The organism is Polaromonas sp. P4_F4 (genome assembly GCF_056401355.1).
Genome location: NZ_JBFUJO010000027.1, coordinates 15525 through 29039 on the forward strand (window position 1 = coordinate 15525; position 13515 = coordinate 29039).

Below are 13515 nucleotides of genomic sequence, written 5' to 3' on the forward strand. Positions count from 1 at the left end.
CGGGCTCAGGCCGCAGTGGCGTGGCTGGGCAGGATCTGTTGCAGGGCGGCGGGCCAGTCGCTGTGCAAGGCCCACTGGCGCATGGCTTCGACGTCGGTCGCGAGGAAGCGGTCCTGGTCGAGGAAGGCCACCTTTTCGCGGATGCGGGCGAACTCGGCTTCGATCAGCGGGGAGCTTTTTAAGCCACGCTTGAGTTCTATGCCTTGAGCAGCGCCCATGGCTTCGATGCCGACGACGACGGCGGTGTTGTTCACCATCTCGCCCAGGCGGCGTGCGGCAAAGGTCGCCATCGACACATGATCCTCCTGGTTGGCCGAGGTGGGCAGGCTGTCCACGCTGGCCGGGTGCGCCAGGGACTTGTTTTCCGAAGCCAGCGCCGCAGCGGTGACCTGGGCAATCATGAAGCCGGAGTTGACGCCGCCATCGCGCACCAGGAAGGGCGGCAGGCCGGACAGGCCGGTGTCGAGCAGCAGCGCCAGGCGGCGCTCGGCAATCGCGCCGATCTCGGCCACGGCCAGCGCGATGATGTCGGCGGCAAAGGCCACCGGCTCGGCGTGGAAGTTGCCGCCGGAGATCACGTCGCCATTGTCGAAGACCAGCGGGTTGTCGGAGGCGGCATTGGCCTCGATCTGCAGCACCCTGGCGGCGTGCTGCAGGTTGTCCAGGCAGGCGCCCATGACCTGGGGCACGCAGCGGATCGAATACGGGTCCTGCACACGGCCGCAGTCGGGGTGCGACGGCACGATCTCGCTACCTTCGAGCAGGCTGCGCACCGCCGCGGCCACGGCCATTTGGCCGGGCTGGCCGCGCGCGGCATGCACCCGCGCGTCAAACGGCTTGATCGAGCCCTGCACGGCCTCCAGCGACAACGCGCCGGACACCAGGCCCGCGGCAAATACCTGTTCGGCGCCGAACAGGCCGGCCAGCGCCAGGGCGGTGGAGACCTGGGTGCCGTTGAGCAGTGCCAGGCCTTCCTTGGGGCCGAGCACAAACGGCGCCACGCCGATGCGGCGCATGGCCTGGGCGCCGGAAATGACTTCGCCATCGGCGGTGGTGGCCTGGCCTTCGCCGATCAGCACGCAGGCCAGGTGCGCCAGCGGCGCCAGGTCGCCGGAGGCGCCCACGGAACCCTTGGCCGGGATGCGCGGCATCACGCCCGCGTTGGCCAGTGCCAGCAAGGCGTCCACCAGCTCGGGCCGCACGCCGGAGTGGCCGCGCGCCAGGCTCACCGCCTTGGTGGCGAGGATCACGCGCACCACGGCGGCCGGCAGCGGCTCGCCGGTGCCCACGCTGTGCGACAGCACCAGGTTGCGCTGCAGTTCGACCAGGCGGCCGGGTGCAATCTTGGTGCTGGCCAGTTTGCCGAAGCCAGTGTTGATGCCGTAGACGACCTGGTCTTCATCGACGATGCGTTGCACGGTGGCCTGGGCGGCCAGCAGGCCGGCACGGGCCTCGGGCGCCAGGGCCAGCTGCACGCCACCGGCGTGAATGCTGCGCAACAGGGCCAGGCTGACGCGGCCGGGTTGCAGGATGTGGGGGGATGTTGTCATTGTCTAGTCCTGTATATACAAGTTGTCGGAATCGATGATAAAGAAGTTTTTATTCGTTTGTTTACTTGCTGGCTGGCTCGCCGGGGTAGCCCGTCGCGTCAGCCGGTGACGGCATTGCCGTCGGTGCGGAAACGGCTGCCCAGGCGGTAACGCATGCCCGGGTGCAGGCAGCGCACCAGGGTGATGGGGTCCTCCCGCATCCAGGTGCGGCGGGTCAGCAGCAGGCAGGGCTGACCGGCGTCCATCTGCAGCAGCGCGGCCTGTTCGCGCGTGGGCAGCACGGCATCGACCACATGTTCCATTTGGTCGAACAGCACCGTGCGCACCAGAAAGTCCGAAGGCTGCTCCAGCGTGAAATCCTGCTGCCCGAAAGCGGGCGCCATGCGCGGGTTGACATAGCGGTCTTCCAGCTGCATGGGCACGTCGTCTTCCAGGTGCACGCAGACCGAGTGAAACACCGACTCGCCGGTGTGCAGGCCCAGCGAGGAGGCGATATCGAGTGAGGCCGAGACGCGCTCCACCGTGATGACCCGGCACTGGTAGTCGTGGCCGCGGCGCCGGATGTCATCGGACAGGCGCGCGATCTGCAGCAGGTTGGCTTGCGGCTTGTCGTCGGCCACGAAGCTGCCCACCCCGGCAATGCGCTTGATGCGGCCCTGCTCCACCAGTTCGCGCAAGGCCCGGTTGACGGTCATGCGCGACAGGCCGAACTGCACCACCAACTCGTGCTCGGAAGGCAGGCGGTCGCCAGCCTTCCAGGTGCCGTCCTGGATCTTGCGCGACACAAAGTCCTTGACCTGCTGGTAGCGCGCGACATTGGGCGACAACTGGTCGGCCCTGGCCGGGGTGCCGATTTTGGAGTCAGCTTCGCGCGCTGGTTTTGGCAGGAGGTGCAGATTGGAATTCATGGTGTCAGGGTCGGTAGGTGGCGCGGGTCAATGCATATCAATGTTCGGCTGATGCCATCGACTCCGCGCGGATTTCTTCGGTCAGGCGCGCCTTGAGTTCCATGAACTCCGGCGAGGTCTTGATCGTATAGTGCCGCGGGTGCGGCAGGTTCACCGCAATGTCGGACTTGATGCGTCCGGGGCGCGCGCTGAACACCGCCACCCGGTTGGCCATGAAGATCGCTTCGTCGATGTCGTGGGTGACGAACAGCACCGTCTTGCGCGCCGACTCCCAGATACCCAGCAGCAACTCCTGCATCAGCACGCGGGTCTGGTTGTCGAGTGCGCCAAAGGGCTCGTCGAGCAGCAGGATTTTTGGGTCGTTGGCCAGCGCCCGTGCAATTGCCGTGCGCTGCTGCATGCCGCCGGAGAGCTGCTTGGGAAAGTGGTTTTCAAAGCCGCGCAGGCCCACCTTGGCCATGAAGTAGGCGCTGCGGTCCTTCTGATCGGCTTCGTTCATGCCGCGCTCGCGCAGGCCAAAGCGAATGTTCTGTGCGACGGTCAGCCACGGAAACAACGTGTAGCTCTGAAACACCATGCCGCGGTCGGCGCCCGGACCTTCGACCGGGCGGCCGTCGAGGATGGCCCGGCCCGTGCTGGGCCGCTCCAGCCCGGCGACGATGCGTAGCAGCGTGGACTTGCCGCAGCCCGAGGGGCCGAGGATGGTGACGAAGTCGTTGTCGTTCACTTCGAAGTCGACCGGCAACAGCGCCTGCGTGCGCTGACCTTTGGCGGTTTCGAAAACGCGCGACACCCCTTGAATGGACAGTTGACTCATCAGATAGAACTCCAGGCAAACAGGCGGCGGTTCAGCGCCTTGAAGGCAAAGTCGGACACCAGGCCAATCAGCCCGATGATGATGATGCCGAAGATGATCTGCCCGGTATTGAGCAGGGCCTGGCTGTCGGTGATCATGTGGCCAATGCCGCTGGACGAGCCGATCAGCTCCGCCACGATCACATAGGTCCAGGCCCAGCCCAGCACCAGGCGCAGCGTTTCGGCAATGCCGGGTGCCGCGCCGGGAATCAGCACGCGGTTGATGATGCCGCGGTCGGAGGCGCCCAGCGTGTAGGCCGCTTCCACCAGGTCGCGCCGCGCGCCGCCTACGGTAACCGCCACCATCAGCACGATCTGGAACACCGAGCCGATGAAGATCACCAGGATTTTCTGCGTTTCACCAATGCCGGCCCACAGGATCAGCAGCGGGATGAAGGCCGACGCGGGCAGGTAGCGGCAGAACGACACGAAGGGCTCGAAAAAGGCCTCGACCCCCTTGTAGGTGCCCATCGCAATGCCCAGCGGCACGGCGATCAGGCTGGCCAGGATGAAGCCGCCGAAGACCCTCCACACCGTCATGCCGATGTCGTGGATGAAGTTGAGCTCGGTGAACAGCAGCCAGCCTTCCCTGGCCATCGTCACGGGACTGGCGAGGAAGGTGGGCGACACAAAGCCGCCCAGCGTGAAGATCGCCCAGGCCAGCACGAACAGCACAAAGAAGCCCAGGCCCAGCAGCCAGCGCGAGTTGGTGCCCACAGGCTCCAGCGGCGCCAGCCATTGGCTGCGCTGGCGCACCGGTGCTTCGGGCAGGTGAGGCGGTGCCTGGATATGTTCCATGACGTGTTCCATGGCGTTACTTGATGAAGCTGGCGTCAAAGGTGACCGCGAGGTTCTCGGGCGCCTTGCGGATCACGCCGGACTCCAGCAGGATCTTTTCGGCGTCTTTCATGAATGCGGTGATCTCGCCGGCGAAGAACTTCTGGTTGGCCGCCTTGTCCTGCCAGCGCAGGTAGGCTGCCGACTTGGCAAACTGCTCGCCGGTCTGCTTGACGGCCGAGCCCATCAATTCATTGGACTTGACGGGGTCGGCCTTGATCATGGCCAGCGCCTCGAAATAGGAGTTGGTGAGCGCCTGCGCGGCTTTGGGATTGGCCTTGAGCCAGGTCGGTGCGCAGCCCACCGTGTCCATCACCATGGGGTAGTCCAGCGTGGTGGCCAGGATCTTGCCGGCGGCCGGGTTGTCGCGCACGGTGGAGAGGTAGGGCTCGTAGGTCATGGCCGCGTCGTTCTGGCCTGCGACAAAGGCCTGGGCAGACGCCTGCGGCGACAAGGTGGTGGTCTTCACGTCCTTGATCGTCATGCCGTTTTTGTTCAGCATCCAGGCCAGGCCGAAGTAGGGTGCGGTGCCCGGAGCGTCCACGCCGATGGTCTTGCCCTTCAGGTCGGCAAAGCTCTTGATATCGTTACGCACGGCCAAGCCGTCGGCGCCATAGGATTTGTCCATCTGGAAGATCTGCACGATGGGCACGCCGTTGGCGTTCCAGGCCACATGGGTTTCCACGGTGGTGGCTGCGCACTGGATGGCCCCGGCGGCCAGCGCCAGGTGGCGGTCTTTCTGCGGAATGAACTTGATTTCCACATCCAGGCCGTTTTTCTTGAAGATGCCGGCCTTGTCAGCCAGCGACAGCGGGGCAAACCCCGTCCAGCCAGACATGCCCAGCGTCAGCTTGGTTTCCTGTGCTCCGGCGGCTGAGGCCATGCCGGCCGCGCAAGCGCCTGCCGCCAGCAGCGAAGCCAATTTCTTGACGGTTGTCTTACCCATTGCGTACTCCTGTTTGATTCAGAAAATCGGTTGATCCCAAGATCCCTGCACAGCAAAGTCCGGGCAGGGAGAATTTTGCCAACATGGAACAACCTGTATATACAGGTAAACCCTAACTCTAGGTGAATCGCCATGAGCGAGTCCGAAAAATGCACTGTATTTGGGATTTTTCCCCTGAAAATGGTGAAATTACACCCCGCTCTGGGCGTGATATGCTGTCTATACAGGTATTCTATGTTGACGGAGAGGGCAGAGCAAATTCGGGGCCAGCTGGAAAGGCCCTGTGTATCCCGGCGACTATGTTTTGCGCGCGCGATGCCCGCCTATCGCGTATTGACGAAGCAGGAGGGCCCGTCTGAAATCAGCGCACCATCATCGCTCGCGCCGTGCCGTGCCGGGCGACCGGGTTGTAGCCCAGGCGGGCAGCCTGCTGATCAGGCGCTCAGGAGGTTGCGCGCCACGGCCTCGGCCACCTTGATGCCATCCACGCCCGCCGACAGGATGCCGCCGGCGTAACTGGCGCCCTCACCGGCAGGGTAGAGGCCGCGCACATTGAGGCTTTGCAGGTCTTCGCCGCGGCTGATCTTGATCGGTGAGGAGGTGCGCGTCTCCACGCCGGTCAGCACGGCGTCATGCGTGTCAAAGCCCTTGATCTTGCGGCCAAAGGCGGGAAAGGCTTCGCGCATGGCTTCAATCGCGTAGCCGGGCAAGGCTGACGACAGATCACCGACGGTCACGCCGGGCTTGTACGAGGGCATGATGCTGCCCAGCGCGGTGGATGGTCGGCCCGCCACAAAGTCGCCGACCAGCTGGGCCGGCGCCTGGTAATTGCTGCCGCCCAGCACATAGGCATGCGACTCCAGCCGGCGCTGCAGGTCGATGCCGGCCAGCGCATCGCCCGGGTAATCGCGCGGGTCTATGCCCACCACGATGCCGGCGTTGGCATTGCGCTCGTTGCGCGAATACTGGCTCATGCCGTTGGTCACTACGCGTCCGGGCTCCGAGGTGGCGGCCACCACCGTGCCGCCCGGGCACATGCAAAAGCTGTAGACCGAGCGGCCATTGCTGGCGTGGTGCACCAGCTTGTATTCGGCCGCGCCCAGAGCAGGGTGGCCGGCATGCCGGCCCCAGCGTGCGCGGTCGATGATGCCCTGAGGGTGCTCCACGCGAAAGCCGATGGAAAAGGGTTTGGCCTCGATGTACACGCCGCGGGCGTGCAGCATGGCAAAGGTGTCGCGCGAGCTGTGGCCCAGCGCCATCACGACGTGGTCGGCGCGCAGCTCGTGGCTTTCGCCCGTGGCCTGGTTCTGCACCGTGAGGCCGCGGATGTGCTTGCCGCCGGGGCCGGCCTCGATCAGCACGTCCGTTACCCGCTGCTCAAAGCGTATTTCGCCGCCCAGCGCGATGATCTGCTCGCGCATGTTTTCCACCACCTTGACCAGTTTGAAGGTGCCAATGTGGGGATGGGCTTCGTAGAGGATGTCGGCAGGCGCCCCGGCCTTGACAAATTCGTTCATGACCTTGCGGCCGAGGTGCCGCGGGTCCTTGATCTGGCTGTAAAGCTTGCCGTCGGAAAACGTACCCGCGCCGCCTTCGCCAAATTGCACGTTGGACTCCGGATTCAGCACGTTCTTGCGCCACAGGCCCCAGGTGTCCTTGGTGCGCTGGCGCACGGTTTTGCCGCGTTCGAGCACGATGGGCTTGAAGCCCATCTGCGCCAGCAGCAGGGCCGCAAAGATGCCGCACGGGCCAAAGCCGATCACCACCGGGCGCAGCGGCAGGCCTTCCGGTGCCGTTCCCACCGGGTGGTAGGCCATGTCGGGTGAGGGCAGGATGTGCGGGTTGCCGGCAAACTTCGCAAGCAGAGCAGCCTCGACCGGCGACGGGCCGCCCCTAGCCGGGAGGGCCCCCTCGGGGGGCAGCGAGGACACGTCAGTGCCGAGCGTGGGGGCCAACTCCACATCGACGATGTACACCTGCAGCAGCTCCGCCTTGCGGGCGTCAAAGCTGCGCTTGTGGACCTGGACAGCCGCGATATCGGGGGCGGCGATGCCCAGCGTACGGGCGATCAGGGCAGGCAGGGCGTCTTCCGCGTGGTCCAGCGGAAGTTTGAGTTCAGTCAGGCGAATCATCAGGGGCTCGTGTTGATCAAGCAGCCCCTATTTTAAAGGGTCCCCGTCATACGCCGCGCTGGCGGATAACGGATAATAGGTCCCGTGAAGCCTGCCAGACCGCCGCTGGTGCAATCTGGGAAACCAGGCACTGGAGGAACGTCCGGACTGCACAGGACAGCGTAGGAGGTAATACCTCTCCACCGTGAGGTGAGGATCAGAGCAACAGAGACGAGTCGTTTTTGGGTAACTCAAAAGCGGGTGAAACGGGCAATCTCTACGCGCAGCAATACCAAGTAGGCCAGCGTTGATGTAGCTCCGCAGAGCTGGCGGGTAGGTAGCACCGAGCCGGGTGGGCGACCCCCGGCCCAGATTAATGGCGGTCACACCGGGTTTGCCGCAAGGCAAATCCGGCGCACAGAATCCGGCTTATCGGCGGGCTTCACACTTATAAAAAAACGGGCCCCGTACGCCGAAGCGAACGGGGCCCGTTCTGCTTGCGGTTCGCTTATTTCGACGCTGCGGGTGCAGGGGCCGCAGCAGCAGCAACAGCCGGTGCCGCGCCAAAATACTGGGTGTAAATCTTGTTGTAGGTGCCGTCGGTCTTGATGTCGGCCAGGCCCTTGTTGAGTTTTTCCAGCAAGTCGGCGTTGCCTTTTTTCACTGCCAGACCGTATTGTTCGGCCGCGAAGCTGGCGTCGCTAATGGTCTTGAACTTGACGCCCTGGTTGTTGTTGACGTAGTGCACCACCACGCCGTTATCAGCCACTACGGCGTCCACGCCGCCGGCTTCCAGCTCTTTCAGGGCCAGGGGGGTGGACTCGAAACGTTTGATGTTGGCGCTTCCCTTGCCTTGCAGCTTGGTGACCACCTCGTCGCCGGTGGTGCCGTTTTGCACGCCCACCTTGAGTTTTTTCAGGTGGCTGAAGTCGGCGATTTTGGAGTCTTTCTTCACCGCAATCAGTTGTTGCGCGTCAAAGTAAGGTGACGAAAAATCCATGGTCTGCTTGCGCTCGGGGGTGATCGTGATCGCCGAAACCAGCAAGTCGCGATCGCCCTGGTTCAGCGAGTTGAAGATGCCTTCCCAGGGCGTGTTCACAAATTTCACCTCGATGCCGGCTTTTTGCGCCACTGCCTTGACCACGTCGATATCAAAACCAACGATCTCGCCTTTTTCGTTCTGTGATTCGAAAGGGGCATAGGCGGCATCGGTGCCGACTACATAGGCCCGGGCTGCCGGTGCCGGAGCCGAGGCGGCGGGTGCTGGCGCGGTGGCTGTCGGTGCCGGCGGCTCCTGCTTGCCGCAGGCCACCAGCACCAGGCTGGCCAGCAGGGTGCCGGCAGTTTGCAGGAAATATCGTGTCGTGATGAAAGGCATGAAGACCTCGTTGGGTTGAGTTGATGGGGCCTGCAGGCCAGGTCAAAAAAGTATAAACCGGCCATCCCCCGGGTTTACCCCCTGCGCCTTGCGGCACCCCCCGCTGTCAGGTCCGCTGCCAGGTCTCGCGCTGTCAGATCTCGTCAATGCTGGTGAACAGCGCGGGCTGGGCCTGTGCACTGGCGGCTTCCAGCGAGAAGCGTTCCCGTGTGTTGATGTAGAAGCTGGCACCAAAGCGCGCCACCGGAAAGTAGTTTTGCAAGCGGACGCGCCACAGATCGGTGTCAATGAGTCCGTCGCGGGCATGCAGCCAGTGCACCTGTCCGATGAAGATCTGCCGGCTGGGCGTCTCCAGCAGCTCGTACAGCGTGCACTCAAAGGCCGCGGGCGCCTCCGCGATGCGCGGCGGCTTCACATGCCGTGAGGGCGCCGTGCTGAGGCCCACCTCGGCCAGCTCGCTGACATCGGCCGGAAAGCGCTCGCCGCAGCGGTGCATCTGCCCGGCCATGGCTTCATCGGTCAGGTGCACGACGAACTCGCCGGTGCGCACGATGTTGGCCGCCGTGTGCTTGAGCTGGCCGTCCTGCAGCCGGTTGATGCTGACCATCACGATGGGCGGCTCTTCACCGAGCATGTTGAACATGCTGAAGGGCGCTGCATTGACGACGCCGTCCTCGCTGAGTGTGGTGATCAGCGCAATCGGCCGCGGCACGATCAGGCTGGCCATGAGCTTGTAGCGCTGGTATTCGGTGATGGCTGAGAAATCAATGTCCATGGTCAGTTCTTTGTCGGTTGGCTTGCGATGGCGGATGGGTCCGGGCCGCGCACCGGGCGGTGCGGCGGGTGGTTTAGCGGGCGGTATAGTGGCAGGGCCGCCAGCGTGAAGCGCAGCATGTCAGGCCAGTCCCAGCATCTGGGCCAGGTTTTTTTCGGCCTGGGGTTTGTCCAGGCAGATGCGGCGTTCCAGGTCGAGCAGGTGCTCGTTCATGACGCGCACCGCCTTGGCGGGTTCCCCGTTTTCCAGGTAGTCCACGATGCGCGCGTGTTCGTCATGCTCGCAGGCGGCGTTGCCGGGCGGCTCGTACAACGCGACGATCAGCGAGCAGCGGGACACCAGTTCATGCAGGTAGCCGTGCAGCACCGCGTTGCCCGACAGTTCGGCCAGCCGCAGGTGGAAGGCGCTTGCCAGGCGCGCCCAGGCCGGCTGGTCCGCGCGGTGCAATGCTGCATGCTCGTCGCGCAACTGTTTGCGCAACAGCAAAATCTCGGCCTTGGTGACGCGCTGTGCCACCAGCGGCACGATGGCGGCCTCGAGCAGGCGCCGCGCCTGGAAGATCTGGCGCGTTTCTTCGGGCGTGGGCGCGGCCACCACCGCGCCGCGGTTCGGGCGCAGGTCGACGATGTGATCATGCGCCAGCCGCTGCAACACCTTGCGCACCGTGGCGCGGTTCACCGAGAACAGCTCGCACAGCGCCTGCTCCGGCAGCTTGGTGCCCGGCGCGATGCGCTGGTTCATCACACTCTCAAACACCGAGTGGTAGATGCGGCTTTCCGTTTCCGACAGGCCGGGCAGCAGGGGGACGGAGGCGCCAGCTGGCATGCCGGTGGCGGGCACGGGCGCGCGTTTTCTGGCGGTACTCATGCGTCTGCTCCGGGGAAAACTTCGTTCATGTGGGCGCAGATGGCGCCGGGCGTGGTGAACCAGATGCGGCCCTCATCGCGCAGGCGCGCCAGATGTTCCAGCGCCCCGCGCAGATGGCGCAGGCGGTAGGGCTGGCCAACGATGTAGGGGTGCAGGGCGATGCCCATCACCAGCGGCTGGCGGCTGGATTGCTCCAGCATTTCATCCACGTTGTCGATCACCATCTGCGCGAAATCCTTGCCGTCCATCTGGCGCGCGATGATCATCGGAATGTCATTGAGCTCCTGCGGGTAGGGAATGGACCACAGCGGCCCGCCGCGTGTGCGCAGGGGCACCGGCTGGTCGTCGTGGCACCAGTTCAGGGTGTAGCGGTAGCCGGTTTGCGCCAGCAGGTGCGGTGTTGCCCGGCTTTCGGAGATCCAGGGCGACAGCCAGCCGGCAGGCGCCGTACCACTGCACTGGGCGATGCGCGCCCTGCACGCCGCGAGCAATTCACGCTCCTGCGGCTCGGCCATGTCGGCCTGGCGCTCGGCATTGGTGTGGCCGTGGCCAATGAGTTCATCGCCGCGGGCCGCGAATGCGGCGACCAGTTCGGGGCAGTGGTCGTACAGCGCGGTGTTGATGAGCGTGCCGGTCGGCAGGCCCAGCGCGTCAAACAGCTCCAGGCAGCGCCACGCGCCCACCCGGTTCCCGTACTCGCGCCAGGCGTAGTTCAGCACGTCGGGCTGCGGCGAGGCCGGGCCCAGGTTGGCGCCCAGGCCCTCGCCAAATGCGAAATGCTCCAGATTAAAGCCCAGATAGACCGCGAGGCGCCGCCCCTGCGGCCAGTGGTAGTCCGGCCGGTGATGGATGCCCTGGAAGTCGAACAGACCGTGTCCGGGAAGCAGGCGGGTCGCCATGTCGCTGGCGGATGCCGGGCTCATCGGGACAGGCCCCTGAGGCAGGAGTCCAGGCTCTCATGCGGCTGGGTGCGGGCTGTTGCATGGATGGTATGCCTGGCTGTCTGGTTTTGGTGCGGACGCATGAGGTGCCGGGAAGGGTGAATCAATGGACTGGCTTGAGCAGTTTTTGTGTCAAGATGGCTTATAAATTGTCAACAATATTAACAATAAATTGTACCTAAAATCGACCGGATGGGTGTTGACCATTTTGACGACGTGGTACGACGCTTGCGTTGGCGAAGGGAGTTTTTTCGATCGAGCCCTTTCTTTTTCAGGAGAAACGCCAGGTCCTTGTTTCGACGTTCATTCACCGGCCTGCTCTTGGGCGGCGAGCAGCAGATCGCTGACCGTGGCGCGCGGCCTGATGAGCCAGCCGGTGGTGTTGCTGTCGGACGAACCTTTGCTGGGCCTGGCACCCAAGGTCATGGAAGAGCTGTTTGCCGCGCTGGACGCCCTGCGCTAGGGTCCATGGCCGCGCTGATGGTTGACCAGATGGCCGCGCTGGACCTGTCGCTGGCCGACCGTGCCTATGTGCAGGAGGCGGGGCGTGTGGTGGCGCGGGGTGCGGCGCAGTCGCCGATGGCTCGCTGCTGGTCAAGGCCTACCTGGGTGGTGCGGCCTGGACCTGGTTGTAAAGGGTGTTAAAGCGGGCCAGCCAGCCCCAGTTCGCGCACCCGCTCGATATGCGCCAGCAGGGAGCGCTTGGCCACCGGCCAGATACGTGCATCGACGTCGTCGTAGGCCTGGGCGACCCAGTCGTCCAGGGTTCCCTCGGGCTGCGCCTGCATCACGCCGATGATCTTGGCCTCGCGCTTGAGGCGGTGCGCCTTGAGCTGGGCAATGGCGGCTTTTGCGTGCCCCAGCACATAACCGTGGGCCGGGGCGATGAATTCAATCTGGTGCTGATCGCAGGCGCTGCTCAGCAAATCCAGGGAGTCGAGATAGGCGCTCATGTTGCCGTCCGGCGGGTCCACCACCGTGGTGCTGCCGTTCAGGATGTGGTCTCCGCTGAACAGGATGCCGTCTTCCAGCAGCACGAGGCACACATGGTTGGCGGCATGGCCGGGGGTGTGCAGCACTTTCAGGGTATGCGTTATGTCGCCCTCGGGCCCAGGCGCCACCAGCGCGAGCAACTCCTGATGCTCCAGCGCCCGGTCCGGCGTGAACGCGCTGTGGGCGCGCGCGGTGGGCTCGGAGGGCAAGCCGAGGATGGCGGGCCGGGTGTTGCACAGGGCTTGCAGGGGTTTCGCGCCCGGGGAGTGGTCGGGGTGCGAATGGGTGCACACAATCATGCGGATGTCGCCGCCGGCCGCCCGGTACAGCCGGTCCAGGTGATCCGCATCGGCCGGTCCCGGATCAATCGCGATGTAGCCAGTGGCGGGCTCGCCGACGAGGTAGCTGTTGGTGCCCGGGCCGGTCATCACGCCGGGGTTGGGTGCGGTCAGGCGCATCAGGTTTCTCAACAGCATCACGGGCTGCGCGGTTTGCCAGTCCAGCATGTGTACGATCTGCCCGTCGGGAGAGGTGAGCGCCAGCTCGCCATAGGGCGCTTCGTGTTCCATGTACCGCGCCTCCTTGCCGGCCAGCAAGCCGGCGCGCGGGCAGGATGTCCACAGCGGCGTCTCCAGCGCGCAGGCCTGGAGCACCGCATCGACATCGGGGTAATGCTGCAGCCTTTCCAGCGTGCGCAGGGTCGGGAAGATCATGAAGAAGCCGCCGGCATGGTGCCGGGCCAGTGCCTCGGCGGGGCGCACCCAGACCGGTTCGAACTGCTCGGTTTCGTCTGCCACCGGGCTCTGGCCCTCCGGCATGCGCGCCACCAGAAAGGGCACATCGAAGCGGCGCGGCAAATCGCGGTCGGTCACCCAGTGGGCCAGCACAAACACCTGGTCACCGGCCAGCGTGAGACCGCGCTGGCCGCACTGGGCGGCAAACGGGGCCTTGCGGTCCAGCGCCGCGATGTCGGCCGTGCTGGCGTAGCGGCCGTCGGCATGGCGCGCCAGCAGCACGCCCAGTTCTTCAAAGCTCTCCCGGATGGCGGCAATCGCCTGCGTCAGGTGCAGGTCACTCTGGCCGGGCCGCCGCGTGGACTGGCCATGCGCCTGGGCATCCGCCGCATCAATGCCGCCGCCCGGAAACACATAGGCGCCGGGGGCAAAGCTGGCGGTCATCGAGCGCCGTGTCATCAGCACTTCCAGGCCCTGCGCTGTGTCGCGCAGCAACAGCACCGTGGCCGCCGGGCGGGTGGGGACGGGGTCCCGCTGGGGGTAAAGGAGTTGGGAGGGTCTGGTCATGGCCTGATTTTGCAGTGAAAGAGAGGGCGGCGCTGTCCCGCCAGCTTACATAG

General features: G+C 64.9%; 12 protein-coding genes and 1 other RNA gene. 2 read left to right on the forward strand and 11 right to left on the reverse strand.

Annotation, left to right across the window (positions count from 1 at the left end):
• Positions 1-5 precede the first annotated feature (5 nt).
• The 6 genes from hutH to AC1DUR_RS21905 form a co-directional block, all read right to left on the reverse strand.
• Positions 6-1550 carry a histidine ammonia-lyase gene (hutH, locus tag AC1DUR_RS21880; protein ID WP_477720537.1) on the reverse strand — a complete coding sequence of 515 codons (1545 nt, stop codon included), beginning with the start codon at positions 1548-1550 and terminating at the stop codon, positions 6-8.
• Positions 1551-1648: 98 nt separating this feature from the next.
• On the reverse strand, positions 1649-2458 hold the full coding sequence (gene hutC, locus AC1DUR_RS21885; protein WP_477720538.1) for a histidine utilization repressor: 810 nt from the start codon (positions 2456-2458) through the stop codon (positions 1649-1651).
• 37 nt (positions 2459-2495) lie between these two features.
• Entirely contained in the window at positions 2496-3275 is a 780-nt protein-coding gene (locus AC1DUR_RS21890; RefSeq protein WP_477720539.1) for an ABC transporter ATP-binding protein, read from the reverse strand.
• A complete protein-coding gene (locus tag AC1DUR_RS21895) occupies positions 3275-4111 on the reverse strand; it encodes an ABC transporter permease (RefSeq protein WP_477720540.1) in 837 nt (278 codons plus the stop codon). Before AC1DUR_RS21895 ends, AC1DUR_RS21890 begins: the two co-directional genes overlap by 1 nt.
• Before the next feature lie 16 nt (positions 4112-4127).
• Positions 4128-5096: an ABC transporter substrate-binding protein gene (locus tag AC1DUR_RS21900; RefSeq protein ID WP_477720541.1), complete on the reverse strand. Its 969-nt coding sequence runs from the start codon at positions 5094-5096 to the stop codon at positions 4128-4130.
• 434 nt (positions 5097-5530) lie between these two features.
• Positions 5531-7228 carry an NAD(P)/FAD-dependent oxidoreductase gene (locus AC1DUR_RS21905; protein WP_477720542.1) on the reverse strand — a complete coding sequence of 566 codons (1698 nt, stop codon included), beginning with the start codon at positions 7226-7228 and terminating at the stop codon, positions 5531-5533.
• Between the two features lie 86 nt (positions 7229-7314).
• Between AC1DUR_RS21905 and rnpB the strand changes: the two genes are divergently transcribed.
• Positions 7315-7655, forward strand: an RNA gene (gene rnpB / locus AC1DUR_RS21910) — RNase P RNA component class A.
• Between the two features lie 60 nt (positions 7656-7715).
• Here rnpB and AC1DUR_RS21915 read toward each other — a convergent pair.
• From AC1DUR_RS21915 to AC1DUR_RS21930, 4 genes are all read right to left on the reverse strand, one after another.
• Complete coding sequence (locus AC1DUR_RS21915) at positions 7716-8585, reverse strand: basic amino acid ABC transporter substrate-binding protein (protein ID WP_477720543.1); 870 nt, start codon at positions 8583-8585, stop codon at positions 7716-7718.
• A gap of 133 nt (positions 8586-8718) precedes the next feature.
• Entirely contained in the window at positions 8719-9360 is a 642-nt protein-coding gene (locus AC1DUR_RS21920) for a flavin reductase family protein (RefSeq protein WP_477720544.1), read from the reverse strand.
• A 120-nt stretch (positions 9361-9480) separates the two neighbouring features.
• Complete coding sequence (locus tag AC1DUR_RS21925) at positions 9481-10227, reverse strand: GntR family transcriptional regulator (protein ID WP_477720545.1); 747 nt, start codon at positions 10225-10227, stop codon at positions 9481-9483.
• Positions 10224-11150, reverse strand: coding sequence for a polysaccharide deacetylase family protein (locus AC1DUR_RS21930; protein ID WP_477720546.1), 927 nt, complete (start codon positions 11148-11150; stop codon positions 10224-10226). The genes AC1DUR_RS21925 and AC1DUR_RS21930 overlap by 4 nt, the downstream gene beginning before the upstream one ends.
• A 486-nt stretch (positions 11151-11636) precedes the next feature.
• Here AC1DUR_RS21930 and AC1DUR_RS21935 point away from each other — a divergent pair, with 486 nt between their 5' ends.
• Complete coding sequence (locus tag AC1DUR_RS21935; protein WP_477720547.1) at positions 11637-11813, forward strand: hypothetical protein; 177 nt, start codon at positions 11637-11639, stop codon at positions 11811-11813.
• Here the strand turns inward: AC1DUR_RS21935 and AC1DUR_RS21940 are convergent.
• Positions 11810-13462 (reverse strand): MBL fold metallo-hydrolase, encoded by a 1653-nt coding sequence (locus tag AC1DUR_RS21940; RefSeq protein WP_477720548.1) that lies wholly within the window; start codon positions 13460-13462, stop codon positions 11810-11812. The genes AC1DUR_RS21935 and AC1DUR_RS21940 overlap by 4 nt on opposite strands.
• Between the last annotated feature and the right edge of the window lie 53 nt (positions 13463-13515).

Coding starts and splice junctions, on each gene's coding strand:
- hutC (WP_477720538.1), bottom strand. CDS start 2,458: ATGAATTCCAATCTGCACCTCCTGCCAAAACCAGCGCGCGAAGCTGAC.
- AC1DUR_RS21905 (WP_477720542.1), bottom strand. CDS start 7,228: ATGATTCGCCTGACTGAACTCAAACTTCCGCTGGACCACGCGGAAGAC.
- hutH (WP_477720537.1), bottom strand. CDS start 1,550: ATGACAACATCCCCCCACATCCTGCAACCCGGCCGCGTCAGCCTGGCC.
- AC1DUR_RS21890 (WP_477720539.1), bottom strand. CDS start 3,275: ATGAGTCAACTGTCCATTCAAGGGGTGTCGCGCGTTTTCGAAACCGCC.
- AC1DUR_RS21895 (WP_477720540.1), bottom strand. CDS start 4,111: ATGGAACATATCCAGGCACCGCCTCACCTGCCCGAAGCACCGGTGCGC.
- AC1DUR_RS21930 (WP_477720546.1), bottom strand. CDS start 11,150: ATGAGCCCGGCATCCGCCAGCGACATGGCGACCCGCCTGCTTCCCGGA.
- AC1DUR_RS21935 (WP_477720547.1), top strand. CDS start 11,637: ATGGCCGCGCTGATGGTTGACCAGATGGCCGCGCTGGACCTGTCGCTG.
- AC1DUR_RS21900 (WP_477720541.1), bottom strand. CDS start 5,096: ATGGGTAAGACAACCGTCAAGAAATTGGCTTCGCTGCTGGCGGCAGGC.
- AC1DUR_RS21915 (WP_477720543.1), bottom strand. CDS start 8,585: ATGCCTTTCATCACGACACGATATTTCCTGCAAACTGCCGGCACCCTG.
- AC1DUR_RS21925 (WP_477720545.1), bottom strand. CDS start 10,227: ATGAGTACCGCCAGAAAACGCGCGCCCGTGCCCGCCACCGGCATGCCA.
- AC1DUR_RS21940 (WP_477720548.1), bottom strand. CDS start 13,462: ATGACCAGACCCTCCCAACTCCTTTACCCCCAGCGGGACCCCGTCCCC.
- AC1DUR_RS21920 (WP_477720544.1), bottom strand. CDS start 9,360: ATGGACATTGATTTCTCAGCCATCACCGAATACCAGCGCTACAAGCTC.